This window comes from Arthrobacter sp. FW306-04-A (genome assembly GCF_044358315.1).
Lineage (GTDB): Bacteria > Actinomycetota > Actinomycetes > Actinomycetales > Micrococcaceae > Arthrobacter.
The window spans coordinates 253732-268586 of the sequence record NZ_CP084559.1 but is presented as its reverse complement, the minus strand read 5'-3'; the positions used below and the strand labels follow the sequence as shown (position 1 = coordinate 268586).

Below are 14855 nucleotides of genomic sequence, written 5' to 3'. Positions count from 1 at the left end.
CGGGCATAGGATTTGAGAGCACACTTCCCCGATTACCGGAGACCTTCATGCTCAAACAGGGTTCAGCCATCGATCGCTACTTCAAGATTTCGGAGCGCGGGTCCAACTACTCGCGTGAAATCCGGGGCGGCTTCGCCACCTTCTTTGCCATGAGCTACATCGTGGTCCTCAATCCCTTGATCCTCTCCGGGCCGGACTCAAGCGGCGCGTCCCTCGGCTTCCCCGCAGTCGCCGCCACCACTGCCTTCGTAGCTGGGATCCTGACCATCCTCATGGGGGCTTGGGCCAAGCATCCGTTCGCCTTGGCCACCGGACTGGGCGTTAACGCCTTCGTGGCCGTCACGATTGCCTCTCACCCCGGCCTGACGTGGCCGGACATGATGGGCCTCGTGATGCTGTCCGGCCTGACCATGCTGATCCTGGTGCTGACGGGTTTCCGGACCGCGGTCTTCAAAGCCGTTCCTGAAGCACTGAAGACGGCGATCGTGGTGGGCATCGGGCTTTTCATCGCCTTGATCGGACTGGTCAATGCCGGCTTCGTGCGCCGTATCCCGGACGCCGCCGGCACCACGGTCCCGCTGGGCCTGGGTGTGGATGGCAAGCTGCTTGGCTGGCCCACGTTGGTGTTCGTCGTGGGCCTAGTGCTGACCATCGCACTGGTGGTCCGCAAAGTTCGTGGCGCTATCCTGATCGGCATCGTCGCCTCCACGGCCCTCGCGGCCATCCTGGAATTCACTCTCCACATCGGTCCGAGTTTCGACGGAAAGACCTACAACCCCCGCGGCTGGTCCCTCGTTGCGCCCAAGTTCACCGAATGGGCTGCCCCGGACCTGTCGCTCATCGGTAAGGCGAACCCCATCGGCGCGTTCCAGCACCTCGGCATCATCGCCGCCACCTTGCTGGCGTTCGTCATCCTCCTCAGCATCTTCTTCGACGCCATGGGCACCATGGTGGGCCTGGCCAGAGAAGCCGGAAACATCGACAAGCACGGAAACATCCCCAATGTGGACCGTGTCCTGCAAGTGGACGCCCTAGGCGCGATCATCGGTGGCGGTTCATCCGTGTCCTCCAACCAGATCTTCGTGGAATCGGGTGCCGGCATCGGCGAGGGCGCCCGGACCGGCTTGGCCTCGATCGTGACTGGCCTGCTGTTCCTGGTGGCCATGTTCTTCACCCCGCTCATCAACCTGGTCCCGTTCGAAGCCGTCGCCCCCGCCTTGGTGGTGGTGGGTTTCATGATGGTGTCCCAGGTGGGCAAGATCCACTGGCAGGACTGGGGCGTTGGCATTCCCGCGTTCCTGACCATGTCCCTTATGCCGTTCACCTACTCGATTGCCAACGGCCTGGGCGCGGGATTCATCTCCTTCGCCCTGATCCGCACCTTCCAGGGCCGGGCGCGTGAAGTGCACCCGCTCATGTGGGCCGTGGCCGCGGCATTCCTACTGTTCTTCGGGATCGGTCCGGTCGAGGAAATCCTGGGCGTCAAGTAGTCCTTTCCGGAATACCGGACACCCCCGGCGTGCAAACGGTGTTTCTCGACGCCGCCATGCGTTGAGCTTGAACTATGGAGATTTCACCCACCGCCGCTGATATCCGCCCGACGCCGTGGACCGGCCGTTTTGACGGCGACGGCGACGAGCACCGCCGCTGGTGGCAAGCCGTGGCGCCCCACACTCCCGGTAGTGTCGCCCCCGGCGCGACAGGAGCGGACCCCCGGCCCGCCGTCGTCGTGGGCTTCCGCAGTGATGAAGGCGTGCGGCGCAACAAAGGCCGGATTGGTGCGGCGGCCGCCCCGGAGGCGATCCGGCATGCCTTGGGTCCGCTGGCTTTCCATCTGGACCGGGAGGTGTTCGACGCCGGCGACGTCGTAGTGGAGGACGGCTCCCTTGAGGCGGGCCAGGAGCGGGCAGGACGCGTGATTTCGGAATTGCTCGACGCCGGCAACCTCACAGTGCTGCTCGGTGGTGGGCACGAGACTGCCTTTGCGAGCTACCTGGGCGTGGCTGGCTCGGATGCCGTAGCAAGCGGCAAACGGCTCGGAGTCCTGAACCTGGATGCGCATTTCGACTTGCGTGACGAGCCGGTACCGAGCTCGGGCACCCCGTTCTTGCAGATGACACGCGCGGAGGCCGCCGCCGGCCGCGAACTGAACTACGCCGTCGTCGGAATTTCCGAGCCCAACAACACGCGCACCCTCTTCGATACGGCGGATCGCCTGGGTGTGAAGTACCTCCTGGACGAGGACTGCTCCGCGGAGGCCGTGCAGGAGTTCGTAACGGGGTTCCTGGACACCGTGGATGCGCTGTACTTGACGATTGACCTCGACGTGCTGCCGGCGTCGGTGGCTCCCGGCGTGAGCGCTCCCGCGGTGTATGGCGTTCCGCTACCCATCATCAGCGCGGTGTGCAAGCAGCTTGCCGCGAGCGGAAAGCTCCTGCACCTGGACGTTGCCGAACTCAACCCCGAGTTCGATATCGACTCGCGGACTGCCAAGGTGGCCGCGCGCCTGGTGAACACCCTGCTGGGGTAGGGGGCTCGTAGCTCTGGACTGCCTGCCCCGCGCCAGCCATCATGAAATGAGGCGCAGGGACTTCGCCGACCGCTACAGCACGGCCGCTCCTTGCCCGGCGGAGGCACAGCCATATGTCACCCAGGATCGAGCCCGCGGACCGCACCCCCGCAGGCACTCGCCCCGCGGCCCCGGACCGATTCCTTGCCGACTACTACGAACACGTGGCCGATGACGATGTTGGGAACTCCACCACCGACTCGCTCCTGGAGCGCGCACGGTACCACCGCTCGTTGGCCGAAAGGCGGGCTCCAGGCCAAGCTGTGATCGGCATCCTGAACGAGGCCGACGCCAGCCTCGTGGCCATCGTCACCGAGGACATGCCCTACCTCGTCCCGTCGATCACGGCTGAAATCGCCAGGGACAACGACTCCATCCGACTCCTCGTCCACCCCACTTTCACAGTCACCCGGGACGCAGCCACCCATCGCCTCACCGACGTCCGTCGCGGACCCCTTCGGACGGGACTTCCTTCCGGCGTCGAGCCTTTCGTCTCTGCCGCCCCTATAGACCCCGACGACGGCGGGCCCCTCACCGAGGCGTGGATCGCCGTCGAGATTTCCAGGCTTCCGGACGAGGCGAGTGCCGAGCACCTCGTTGAACGGCTGCAGACCGTCCTTGGCGATGTCCGCGCCGCCGCGGAAGACGCGGCAGCCATCCACCAGGAACTTGCCAACGAGGTCCGCCGTTTGGACGGATTGTCTCAGACCGTTCCCCCAGCACGGGAGGTCCAAGAGTTGCTCCGCTGGCTGGAGGACGGGAACTTCGTGTTCCTCGGCTACCGCGGCCGGAGGGGTCTCGGGCTGCTCAGGAATGTAGCGGTCACCGGCTCAGAGGGACAGCCGGCCAAGGCCGAGCCGTCCGTGGTACCTGGTCCGGCGCGTGTCCTCAGCCTCACCAAGTCGACCCTCCGTTCAACGGTTCTGCGTCGCGCCTACCTCGACGAAATCAGCCTGACTGCGGATGACGGAATCGGGGAGCGCACCTTCGTTGGCCTTTTCGCTCCCAGCTCGGCTTCCCGCTCTGCGCTCCAGATTCCCGTCATCCGGGACACAGTGGACGAGGTGTTGCGGACGTTCGGCTACCCGCCCACATCACACCATGGCAAGGAGCTCCTGGCAGTGCTGGAGGCCTATCCCCGCGACGAGCTCTTCCACATCGGCGCCCGGCAGCTGGCCGAGCACGCGCGCCACATCCTGCGCCTCCAGGAACGGCACAGCACACGGTTGTTCCTTCGGCCGGACTCGCACAACCGCTTCATGACGGCACTCGTCTTCCTGCCGCGCCAACGCTTCAGCACAGCCGTCCGGCTCAACATTGAACGCGAGCTTCGCGAGGCCTTCGGCGCCGAAGCAATCGAGTTCGAGCTCCGCCTGGGCGAATCCGCCATGGCCCGCGTGTTCTTCCGGGTCCTGTTGCCACGCGAGGGGGCATCCGCCGTCGTCGATCCTGCGGTACTGGAGCAGCGGATTATCGCCGCGACAAGGTCCTGGGCCGAAGGCCTGGACGAAGCCCTCCACGCACAGTTCCCCGCGGACGAGGCCGCCCGGCTGTCCCGGCGATGGGCCACCGCCTTTCCCGCCAGCTACAAGGCCGACTACGAGGTGGAAGACGCGGTTCAGGACATCATCCGGTTCGAAAGTTTCGCGCCCCGGGACGGTGACCTGACAGACGACCACGCCGCGGACCCGCTGCTCACCGTCTACAAGCGCCCGGGAACTGCCGTCCTCGCCGAGGATGCGCGGATTCGGCTTTATTTGACCCGTCCGCAGAGCTTGAGCCAAATTTTGCCGTTCTTCCACAACCTGGGCTTGCGCGTCCTGGACCAGCGGCCGTTCGATGTGCAGTCTGCCGACGGGCGGTCCTTCTTCCTTTACGACCTCGGGCTTGTGTACCCGCGCGGAGTTGATCCTGTGGGAACGGGCGAACTGCTGGCGGGTTCGTTCTGCGCCGCGATGCGGGGAGATGCAGAGTCCGATGCCTTCGATGCCCTGGTCATCCGGGAGGGGATTGACTGGCGGCGGACAGCCATCCTGCGTGCGTATGCGAAATACCTTCGGCAGTTGGGGAGCACCAATTCCTACGGGTTCATCGCGGACACCCTCCGCGAGAATGCCCGCGCAACCCACGCTTTGCTTTCACTTTTCGAGGCGAAGTTCGATCCGGACCGGTTCGAACCTGACCTATTCGATCCTGAACTGCTCCAGCCGAAGCCGGCTGACCCGGTGCCGGCTGGAAGTGACGCGTTCGAAGTGGACGGAAGCAAGTACACCTCCAGGACACGGGCCACCAACGCCGCCCGCAAGGAACTGGCGGAAGCCATCGAGGCCGTACCGGTCCTCGACGCCGACCGCCTCCTGCGTTCGCTCGCGAGCCTGGTGGAGGCCACACTTCGCACCAACTTCTACCTGCACAAGCCGTATATGAGTTTCAAGCTCAACCCCTCCAACATCCCGGCTGCGCCGGCGCCCAGGCCACTGTACGAAATTTGGGTCTACTCGCCGCGGGTAGAAGGCGTCCACTTGCGTTTCGGCGCCATTGCCCGCGGTGGCTTGCGCTGGTCTGACCGCCGCGAGGACTTCCGCACGGAAGTCCTCGGACTCGTGAAGGCCCAGACGGTCAAGAACGCCGTGATCGTTCCCACCGGAGCGAAGGGCGGCTTCTACCCCAAACAGCTTCCCGATCCCGCCGAAAACCGGGCGGCGTGGTTGGCCGAGGGCCAGGAAAGCTACCAGATCTTCATTCGTGGACTGCTGGACATCACGGACAACCTGGTTGCCGGACCCGACGGCGGGACGAACGGTCGCGTCGTCCCGCCCCAGCGCGTCGTACGGCACGACGGCGACGACCACTACCTTGTGGTGGCTGCGGACAAAGGTACGGCCACGTTCTCCGACATCGCCAACGCCCTGGCCACAGAGTACGGATTCTGGCTTGGCGATGCGTTCGCGTCCGGCGGATCGGTGGGCTATGACCACAAGCAGATGGGCATCACAGCGCGCGGCGCCTGGGAGTCCGTGCGGCAACATTTCAGCGAGTTGCTGATCGACTCCAGCACTGCGGATTTCACGGTGGTGGGCATCGGCGACATGAGCGGCGATGTGTTCGGAAACGGCATGCTGCTTTCAAAACACATCAAGCTGGTGGCGGCCTTCGATCACCGGCACATTTTCCTTGATCCCACGCCTGACCCGGCCGTTTCCTTCGCCGAGCGGAAGCGGCTCTTCAAGCTCCCCCGCTCGTCCTGGGCCGACTACAACCCTGCCAAGCTCAGTCCCGGAGGAGGAGTGTTCTCCCGGCTCGAGAAAGCAATCAGCCTCACCGAACCGGTCCGCCTCGCCTTGGGATTGGATGAAAATACGACGGCGATGACCCCGCCTGAGCTGCTCAAGGCAGTCCTCATGGCCCCCGTCGACCTGCTATACAACGGCGGAATCGGCACCTACGTCAAGGCCTCCACGGAGACGCATGCCGACGTCGGAGACAAATCGAACGATGCCATCCGGGTCAACGCCGCCCAACTGCGGACCCACATCATTGCCGAGGGTGGAAATCTGGGCATCACCCAACGGGGCAGGATCGAGGCCGCGCTGGCCGGGATCCTCGTGAACACCGATGCGATCGACAATTCCGCAGGCGTTGAATGCTCGGACCACGAGGTGAACATCAAGATCTTCATTGACCAGATGATCGCAGCAGGCAAGATGTCGCCGAACGAAAGAACGGGCTTCCTGCACTCCCTCCAGGACGAAGTAGGGCGGCTTGTCCTCAAAACCAACGTTGACCAGAACGTCCTCCTACTCAATGACAAGCAGTTGGTCCTCCAATGGAGCCCAAGCTTCGAACGGACCATGGACTGGCTCGACTCGGCTACGGACCTGGACCGGAAGCTCGAATGCCTGCCGACTACCGAGGAGCTTCGCGAACGCGTAGAGACCGGGGTGGGACTGACTTCGCCCGAACTCGCTGTACTGGCCGCCTATGCCAAGATCGAGCTGGCCAGGGAACTGACCGAAGGTGGGCTCGCGGACGATCCATGGTTCTCGCAAACGCTGCGGGAGTATTTCCCCCGCCAACTCTCGGAACGGTTCGGCGATGACGTCTCTATGCATCCTTTGCGCCGCCAAATCGTGGCCACGGTGGTCGCCAACGACATGATCAACCTCGGCGGCATAGCCTTCGCGTTCCGCGCCATGGAGGAAACCACCGTTTCGGCGGCTGCGGTGGCCCGCGGATTCGTGGTTATGCGCCATGTCTGGGACTTCGATTCCGTCACTGAAGCCCTGGGCCAAGTGCCGGCAAGCGTCCCTAAGGAACACGTGTGCGCTGTAGCCCTGGACACGCGGCGCCTCCTTGACCGATCCACCCGCTGGTACGTCACCCACGATTTCCGGGACAAACCCATTGCGGACGCCATTACGCGGCTCGAACGGCCTATGTCCCTGATGCGGGCCAATTTCACGAGCTTCCTGCACGGGATCAACCTGGACCACTCGTTGAACCGCCTTGCCCACACTGATTCGGTCGGCCTGCCCCACGACTTGGGCATCCGGGCCTCCGAACTCCTGGTCAGCTACGGCTTGTTGGACATTTCCGCGATCGCTGAAGCGCTGCAAGAGCCGGTCGCGGCCGTGGCGGAGGTCTACTTTGCCGTGTTCGAACGGATCTCGGCCATCCCCTTGCTGGAACACATCACGCTGTTGCCGCGGGACACGCACTGGGAAGCGTTGGCGCGTGCAGCCCTCCGTGACGACATGTACCTGGTTCTTGCCGACATGACCAAGGCGGTGGTCCGGCACACTCCACGCTCCTCGGAGGCTACTTCCGACCCCGTGGAGCGAATCATGGATTGGGAACGCGGAAACACCGAACAACTCGCGCGCGTCCAGGACACCATCAAAGCGGCCATCAAGCCCGGTCCGGTGGACATCGCGGCACTCTCGGTAGCCGTGAAGCTCCTTCGGGCCATGGTCCGCCGGTGACCCAAATCCCAGAATGACAGACATCCCATGACACTTTGCTATCTTTTATGCAGGAATTGCCGCTCCCCCGCGGCATCCCGCAGAAGGAGGCCCCCCAATGAGCACAGCCACAATAGAACACAACGAGATCCATTTGTCCTTTTCATCCGTCGATGAAGTCCACGCAGGACTTGACCATGCTGTCGGCACGCTCATCGAAGCCGCAGCCGAAAACGGCCGTTGCGGGATCCTTGTGACCCGCCGCGAGCCCGGAAGCTACACGGTGGCCCTGGACGAATCCGTGCCGTTCGGCCAGACCCGCGAGATCGTCGCGGCTTAGGCACAGGTACAGACAACAAAACCGGGGCTTGTTTTCCAGACCACGCCAAGAAGGCGCGGAATGGGAAACAAGCCCCGGTTTTCTGATCTAAACGGCCACTACACTCGACGCAACTCCACGCCGTCGGACTTCATGAAAAGCTGCTTGGCGGCTTCGTCGGCGCCGGGTCCTGCAGGTTCGAGCCACACAACGTTGCCGCTGCCCGAGACTTCCTGCACCTCCCCCGCCGCGACCACATGTGCGTGCCTTACGACTTCGATCCGCTCCCCCACCTTCAACGTTCCCCAGTTGGAAACGACGGCGGACTGTGCGATTCGCCTGGACAGGACTGTCCCGCGTGCCTTCATTGAACTTCTACCCCTTTGTGGATGTTCGTTACTTCAGTTGTGAACGGATTTCCCCGGCAGGCCCACGACATCGTCGGCGTGGACATGCCATACCCCATAAGTTCTACTACACAGAAAGCGCCCCGGGGCACGTATTGCCAAACATTTCCGGGGCGCTTCCTATTGTTCACTCGAACGGTATTTTGTTCGGCGTCAGGCGAGAATTCCGACGGCGGATTCGGCGGCCGCGCGGACCTCTCCAGCGCCTACAAGACGGTCCGCTGCTTCCAGCTCAGGTGAGAGGAAACGGTCAGTTCCAGGACCGTCGACGACGCCGCGGAGCACCTCGATCACGGCGGCGCCGGCAGGCCCCGGAGTGAGTTCCCCACCGGACAGCTGGGTGCGGATGTCGAGGGCACGGGTGCTCGTCACGAGTTCCACGGCAAGGACGCGTCGCAGGTTCTCGATGGCCTTGCGGAGCTTGCGTGCTGCGTGCCAACCCATGGAGACGTGGTCCTCCTGCATGGCGGAGCTCGGTATTGAGTCCACCGACGCCGGAACGGCCAGGCGCTTGTTGTCCGAGACGAGGCCGGCCTGGGTGTACTGGGCGATCATGAGGCCCGAGTCCACGCCGGGATCGTCGGCAAGGAACGCAGGGAGTCCGTGCGAGCGGGCCGGGTCCAGCATGCGGTCCGTGCGGCGCTCGGCGATGGAGGACAAGTCCGCGACGGCGATCGCCAGGAAGTCCAGCACATAGGCCACCGGGGCACCATGGAAGTTTCCGTTGGAAGACACGCGGCCGTCCGGGAGCACCACGGGGTTGTCGATGGCAGCTGCCAACTCGCGGGAAGCAACCAGCTCAGCGTGCGTCACGGTGTCGCGGACTGCGCCGGCCACCTGTGGTGCGCAGCGGAGCGAGTACGCGTCCTGGACCTTGGTGTCATTGACGCGGTGCGAAGCAACGATCGGCGAGTTGGAAAGCACCCGCAGCATGTTGTCTGCACTGGCAGCCTGGCCCGGGTGGGGACGCAGGGCCGCGTGCAGCTCCGGCAGGAACACCTGGTCCGTGCCGAGCAGCGCCTCGACGCTGAGCGCGGCGGTGATGTCCGCCGTCGTGAGCAGCAAGTGCAGGTCAGCGATGGCCATCAGGAGCATGCCGAGCATGCCCTCGGTGCCGTTGACCAGCGCGAGGCCTTCCTTTTCCGCCAGGACCACCGGCTCGATGCCGTGCGCGGCGAGGAGCTCGGCAACCGGCTTCTTTCCGGCGGCGCCGTAGAGCTCGCCGTCGGGGCCTGTGGCTTCGCCTTCGCCCATCAGGACCAGGGCGCAGTGGGACAGCGGAGCGAGATCGCCGGAGCAGCCGAGGGATCCGAATTCACGGACTACGGGGGTGATGCCTGCGTTGAGGACGTCCACCATGGTCTGCAGAACCACGGGACGAACGCCCGTGCGGCCCGATGCCAGGGTCTTGGCGCGCAGGAACATGATGCCGCGGACCACTTCGCGCTCCACGGCCGGGCCCATGCCGGCGGCGTGGCTGCGGATCAGCGACTTCTGCAGCTGGGTACGGAGCTCGTTGGGGATGTGGCGGTTGGCCAGGGCACCGAAACCCGTGGAGACGCCGTACGCCGGAACCTCGCTGTGGGCGAGGCCGTCGATGTGGGCGCGGACTTTGGCGACGGTGTCCAGGGCTTCCGGGGAGATGGTCACCTTGGCGTCGTGGCGTGCGACGGCGACGACGTCCTCCGGGGTGACTCCGCTGGAGCCGAGGATGACTGTCTGGCGGCCAAGGGATGTTGCTGTAATGGTCATGTTTCCTACTTAATTTGGGGCCACGCGAGCAGGGTTCCCTGGCCGAGCTTGCGAGGTTAGGGGGCTCGTGGGGATCGATTGCTCCGTAGGTGTCGTTTTGGTATGTGAAAACGACGGTTACGGAGCAATCGATGTGGTGGCTAAAGGGATTCGGTCATGGGGATGCGGACGCCGCGTTCCTTGGCGACTTCGACGGCGCGGGGGTAGCCGGCGTCGACGTGGCGGATGACGCCCATGCCGGGGTCGTTGGTGAGGAGCCGCTCGAGCTTCTGGGCGGCGAGGTCGGTGCCGTCGGCCACGGAGACCTGGCCGGCGTGCAGGGACCGGCCGATGCCCACGCCGCCGCCGTGGTGGATGGAGACCCAGGTGGCGCCGGAGGAGGTGTTGATCAGGGCGTTCAGCAAAGGCCAGTCGGCGATCGCGTCGGAGCCGTCGGCCATGGACTCGGTTTCCCGGTAGGGGGAGGCCACGGAGCCGGAGTCCAGGTGGTCGCGGCCGATCACGATGGGGGCCTTGACCTTACCTTCCTTCACGAGCTGGTTGAACAACAGCCCGGCTTTGGCGCGTTCGCCGTACCCGAGCCAGCAGATGCGGGCCGGCAGGCCTTCGAATTCAACGCGCTCCTGGGCGGCGTCGATCCACTTGTGCAGGTGCTTGTTCTCCGGGAAGAGCTCCTTGATGGCTTCGTCGGTGACGCGGATGTCCTCCGGGTCACCGGACAGTGCCACCCAGCGGAACGGGCCCAGGCCCTCGCAGAAGAGCGGGCGGATGTAGGCGGGGACGAAGCCGGGGAATTCGAAGGCGCGGTCGTAGCCGCCCTTGCGGGCCTCGTCGCGGATGGAGTTGCCGTAGTCGAAGACCTCGGCGCCAGCGTCCTGGAACTCGACCATGGCCTGCACGTGGCGGGCCATGGAGGCCTGGGCCTTCTTCGTGAAGCCTTCCGGGTCCGCCTCGGCCTCGGTGTGCCACTCGGCCACCGTGATGCCTTCGGGGAGGTAGGACAGCGGGTCGTGGGCGCTGGTCTGGTCGGTGACGACGTCGATGGTCAGCTCGCCGGCCTTGTGGCGGCGGAGCAGTTCGGGGAAGACTTCGGCGGCGTTGCCGACGTAGCCGACCGACCAGCCGCGGCGCTCTTCCTTGGCCTTGATCACCTTGGCGATCGCGGCGTCCAGATCGGTTTCGACCTCGTCCAGGTAGCGCTTGCCGGCGCGGCGGCGCAGCCGAGTCTCATCGACGTCCACGATCAGGCAGGCGCCGTCGTTCAGGGTCACGGCCAGCGGCTGGGCCCCACCCATACCCCCGCACCCGCCGGTCAGGGTCAGGGTCCCGGCGAGCGGGCCCTCCGTGGAGCCCTCGGCGGCGGGGGCAGGGTGCCGTCCCTCCGCGGCGAGTTTGTTCCCGACGGCGGCGAAGGTCTCGTAGGTGCCCTGCAGGATGCCCTGGGTGCCGATGTAGATCCAGGACCCGGCGGTCATCTGCCCGTACATCATCAGGCCTTCGGCCTCCAGGCGGCGGAACTCGGGCCACGTCGCCCAGTCCCCCACCAGGTTCGAGTTCGCCAAAAGCACCCGCGGCGCCCATTCATGGGTGCGGAACACGCCCACGGGCTTGCCCGACTGCACCAGCAAGGTCTCATCCTTCTCCATGGTCTCCAGGGTCCGGGTGATCGCGTCGAACGCGGCCCAGGACCGCACTGCACGGCCCGTGCCGCCGTACACGACCAGGTCATCCGGACGCTCGGCGACCTCCGGGTCCAGGTTGTTCATCAACATGCGCAGCGGCGCCTCGGTCTGCCAGCTCTTCGCGGTCAGCTCGGTACCGCGGGCGGCCCGGACAGGACGGGCTCCGGTAGTGAAATCGGCGGGTGCCATGGTGACTCCTTCGTCTCTGGAGGTTGCTAGGTGTAAGTCCTTCTGTATCCAGTAGAGCCCTTCCGCGACCGTCTTGGAACGGCTTTAGGGAGGGTGCTGTCCGGGATTACAGACTCAATTGACTCGCAGTAGATGTCGTTTTGAGCGCCCACGGCGACATCTACTGCGTGGGCCCACGCGCCAGGGTTCCCTGGCCGTGGGATTAGTTGGGTGGGGACGGGTGGGGTGGGAAGCTATTGCCCCGGGCGGCCGTGGATGCGCACGGACAACTCGTCCGCCGTTTTCTGGATTCGGGCGGCCAGAGCTGGCCATTCCTCAACCGGCACCCGGTCCTCGAGGAACGTCACGGCGACTGCCGCCGTCGGCCATCCCAAATGGTCAGTGACGGCGGCGGCCACCGAGCCGAAGCCTGGCGTGACTTCGCCGTGTTCAGTGGCGTAGCCTCGCTGCCGGACCTGGTCCAAATGCGAAGACAAGGCCGAGTACTTCATGATGGGCGATTCCATCTCGTGCCGGGCCGTGAAGGCGGCGGCATTCGGATACAGGGCCCTGACCTGCGATTTCGGCAGGGCAGCCAGGATGGCACGCCCGCTGGCGGTGAGGTGGCTGGGAAGCCGGACCCCGACGTCGGTCACCAAGGACGGACGGTTCTTGGCCCGCTCTTCCACGATGTAAAGCACATCGCGGCCATGCAGCACGGCCAAATGCGCGCTCTCGCCGATCGCATCCACGAGGGCGGCCAGCATCGGGCGGCCGAGGCGCGACAAAGGCTCTTGCCGCGAGTAGGCCGAACTGAGTTCAAAGGCGCTAATGCCCAGGCCGTAGCGCTGTTCCTCGTGAAGGTGCAGGACGAAACCGTTGGCCTCCATGACACCAAGCAGGTGATAAACGCTGGACCGGGGCAGTCCCAGTGCGGTAGCAATGCTGGACGCTGCCATCGGGCCTCGCCGGGAAGCAAGCAACTTCAGGATGCGCAGGGTGTTCTCGGCGGCAGGGACCTTGGAAGCGGCCCGGCCTTGGGTGGACGGCTGTGTGGTCATGGCTCCTCTTCGAGTGCACGGTCATCCCCGGCACGCCCTTCTGCCACAAGGGCGAAAGCGGGGATGTCCGGGATCCCGTACTTAAGCGTGCGCCCTGCGGGACGGTTCGGAAAGCCAATCAGAACCCAAGGTGTCTGGAATACCAGACATTCGCAAGGCTATTGGGCTAGCTTCCGGCCGGTTCCACCGCGACCACTACTTTGCCCCGTACGCCGCGGCCGTGCGCATACCGGATTGCGTCGGGAGCTTCAGTGAGGGGAAAGGTCTTGTCGATGAAAGGCGTGACTTTGCCTGCCTCAATCAGCCCCGTCAGGAAGCGCAGGTCTTCCTGGCGTTCCACGGCCATCAGGCCGCTCAGCTTTTGCCCCAGGAACAGGGACAGCATGGGCGCGCGAAGGGCGCGGTCGAAGCCGCCCAGCCAACGGCCACCGCCTTCCCCTCCGACGATGATGAGCCGCCCCCGCGGGGCGAGTGCCCGCCGAAGCTGCTTGAGCGGACGGTTGCCCGCGGTGTCCAGGATGAGATCGTAGTGCGTGGTTCCATCGGTGACGTCTTCGTTGGCGTAGTCGATGACGTGGTCGGCGCCTGCCGATCGGACCACCTTCATTTTCGGCGCGCTGCACACGCCAGTGACCACCGCGCCGAACGCCTTCGCCAACTGGACGGCGAACAATCCCACTCCGCCCGCCGCACCGATGATCAGGACCTTCTCCCCCGCTTCCAGCTTCCCACTGTCCCGGAGGCCCTGCAGGGCGGTAGTGGCCGAAATGGGAACGGCCGCGGCCTGCTCGAAGTCGAGCGTGGAGGGCTTCGGCGCAATCTTCTCCTCCTTGGCGCACGCGTATTCGGCAAAGGAACCTTCGCACGTTCCGAAGACCTCGTCACCGGGACGAAACTGGGTCACTTTCGCGCCGACGGATTCCACCGTGCCCGCCACGTCCCTGCCACGGATGCGGTTCTTGGGCTTCCTTACTCCGAACCCGAACGCCCTGGTGAGGTACGGGAGGCCCGTCATCAGATGCCAGACGCCGGGATCGACGCCGGCAGCGCGGACCCGTACGAGGACTTCGCTTTCGCCGGGGACCGGTATGTCGACGTCGGCAAACTCGAGCACATCTTCGGAGCCGTAACTGTCTTGAACGATCGCTTTCATGATGTTTCTCCTTCGCTGTCCGGGTACTGGAACACGTCGTCGAGCGGCACGTTCAATACGCGGGCGATTTGGAATGCCATTTCAAGGGAAGGCGAATAGCGGCCCTGCTCGATGGCGATGATGGTCTGCCGGGTTACTCCGATACTGTCCGCCAGTTGCGCTTGGGTCATTTCATCGCGGGCAAAGCGGAGGGCCCGGATGGAATTGGTGACTTTGGTCGGCTTCACCACGGCTGGAACCCCCGGCGGTAGGCGATGATCTTCGCAACGGATCCGAGCACTGCGGAGAGAACGAAGGCCAAGTAGATGACGTTGGCGATCCAAAAGTAGTCCAAAGTGGCCATGGCCATGATCAGTGCCGCCACTGCGCCAATGATCACGAACGACTGGCCGATGTACTCGCCAAAGCGATAAATCTCCTTGTCCCTCTGGTCCTTCCCCGCGTTCTTGGGAGAAGCCATCCGAATCAGGATGTGAAGCACTATGGATACCCCGATCGACGCTCCGATCGTCCAGAGCATGGGCGCCACGTAGGGAACCTGGGTCAGCGGAGCGCTTTCCGCGCCGCCCAAGACGATGATGAGGTACGCCGCGTAGGAGCCCACCGCGAGCACGCCCATGATCCAGGCACTCTTTTCTTCGAATGACATTTCGACTCCCATGTAAAACAAAGCTGACATTGCAAATGTAAAGCTTAATTGACATTGAGTCAAGAGTTTTTGACCTCTAGACCAAATCCCAGTGGTCGAGGAATCGCCAAGGAGCGGCCATTCCTCGATCACAC

At 64.5% G+C, this 14855-nt stretch carries 11 protein-coding genes; 4 read left to right on the top strand and 7 right to left on the bottom strand.

The window, feature by feature from the left end:
- Positions 1-47: 47 nt before the first annotated feature.
- From LFT43_RS01315 to LFT43_RS01300, 4 genes are all read left to right on the top strand, one after another.
- Positions 48-1490: an NCS2 family permease gene (locus tag LFT43_RS01315; RefSeq protein WP_395800514.1), complete on the top strand. Its 1443-nt coding sequence runs from the start codon at positions 48-50 to the stop codon at positions 1488-1490.
- Positions 1491-1564: 74 nt separating this feature from the next.
- Positions 1565-2530, top strand: coding sequence for a formimidoylglutamase (gene hutG, locus LFT43_RS01310; protein ID WP_395800512.1), 966 nt, complete (start codon positions 1565-1567; stop codon positions 2528-2530).
- 113 nt (positions 2531-2643) lie between these two features.
- Complete coding sequence (locus tag LFT43_RS01305) at positions 2644-7551, top strand: NAD-glutamate dehydrogenase (protein WP_395800510.1); 4908 nt, start codon at positions 2644-2646, stop codon at positions 7549-7551.
- 97 nt (positions 7552-7648) lie between these two features.
- Complete coding sequence (locus LFT43_RS01300; protein ID WP_395800508.1) at positions 7649-7870, top strand: hypothetical protein; 222 nt, start codon at positions 7649-7651, stop codon at positions 7868-7870.
- A 98-nt stretch (positions 7871-7968) separates the two neighbouring features.
- Here LFT43_RS01300 and LFT43_RS01295 read toward each other — a convergent pair whose 3' ends face one another.
- The 7 genes from LFT43_RS01295 to LFT43_RS01265 form a co-directional block, all read right to left on the bottom strand.
- Positions 7969-8217: a hypothetical protein gene (locus LFT43_RS01295; RefSeq protein ID WP_059388455.1), complete on the bottom strand. Its 249-nt coding sequence runs from the start codon at positions 8215-8217 to the stop codon at positions 7969-7971.
- A 192-nt stretch (positions 8218-8409) separates the two neighbouring features.
- Entirely contained in the window at positions 8410-10008 is a 1599-nt protein-coding gene (gene hutH / locus LFT43_RS01290) for a histidine ammonia-lyase (protein WP_395800506.1), read from the bottom strand.
- A 140-nt stretch (positions 10009-10148) separates the two neighbouring features.
- Positions 10149-11879: a urocanate hydratase gene (locus tag LFT43_RS01285; RefSeq protein WP_395800504.1), complete on the bottom strand. Its 1731-nt coding sequence runs from the start codon at positions 11877-11879 to the stop codon at positions 10149-10151.
- A gap of 233 nt (positions 11880-12112) precedes the next feature.
- Entirely contained in the window at positions 12113-12919 is an 807-nt protein-coding gene (locus LFT43_RS01280; RefSeq protein ID WP_395800502.1) for an IclR family transcriptional regulator, read from the bottom strand.
- Positions 12920-13085: 166 nt separating this feature from the next.
- Positions 13086-14072: an NAD(P)-dependent alcohol dehydrogenase gene (locus LFT43_RS01275; RefSeq protein ID WP_395800500.1), complete on the bottom strand. Its 987-nt coding sequence runs from the start codon at positions 14070-14072 to the stop codon at positions 13086-13088.
- Positions 14069-14302 carry a helix-turn-helix transcriptional regulator gene (locus LFT43_RS01270; protein WP_268023910.1) on the bottom strand — a complete coding sequence of 78 codons (234 nt, stop codon included), beginning with the start codon at positions 14300-14302 and terminating at the stop codon, positions 14069-14071. The genes LFT43_RS01275 and LFT43_RS01270 overlap by 4 nt, the downstream gene beginning before the upstream one ends.
- Positions 14296-14721, bottom strand: coding sequence for a hypothetical protein (locus tag LFT43_RS01265; protein ID WP_395800498.1), 426 nt, complete (start codon positions 14719-14721; stop codon positions 14296-14298). The genes LFT43_RS01270 and LFT43_RS01265 overlap by 7 nt, the downstream gene beginning before the upstream one ends.
- Positions 14722-14855 lie beyond the last annotated feature (134 nt).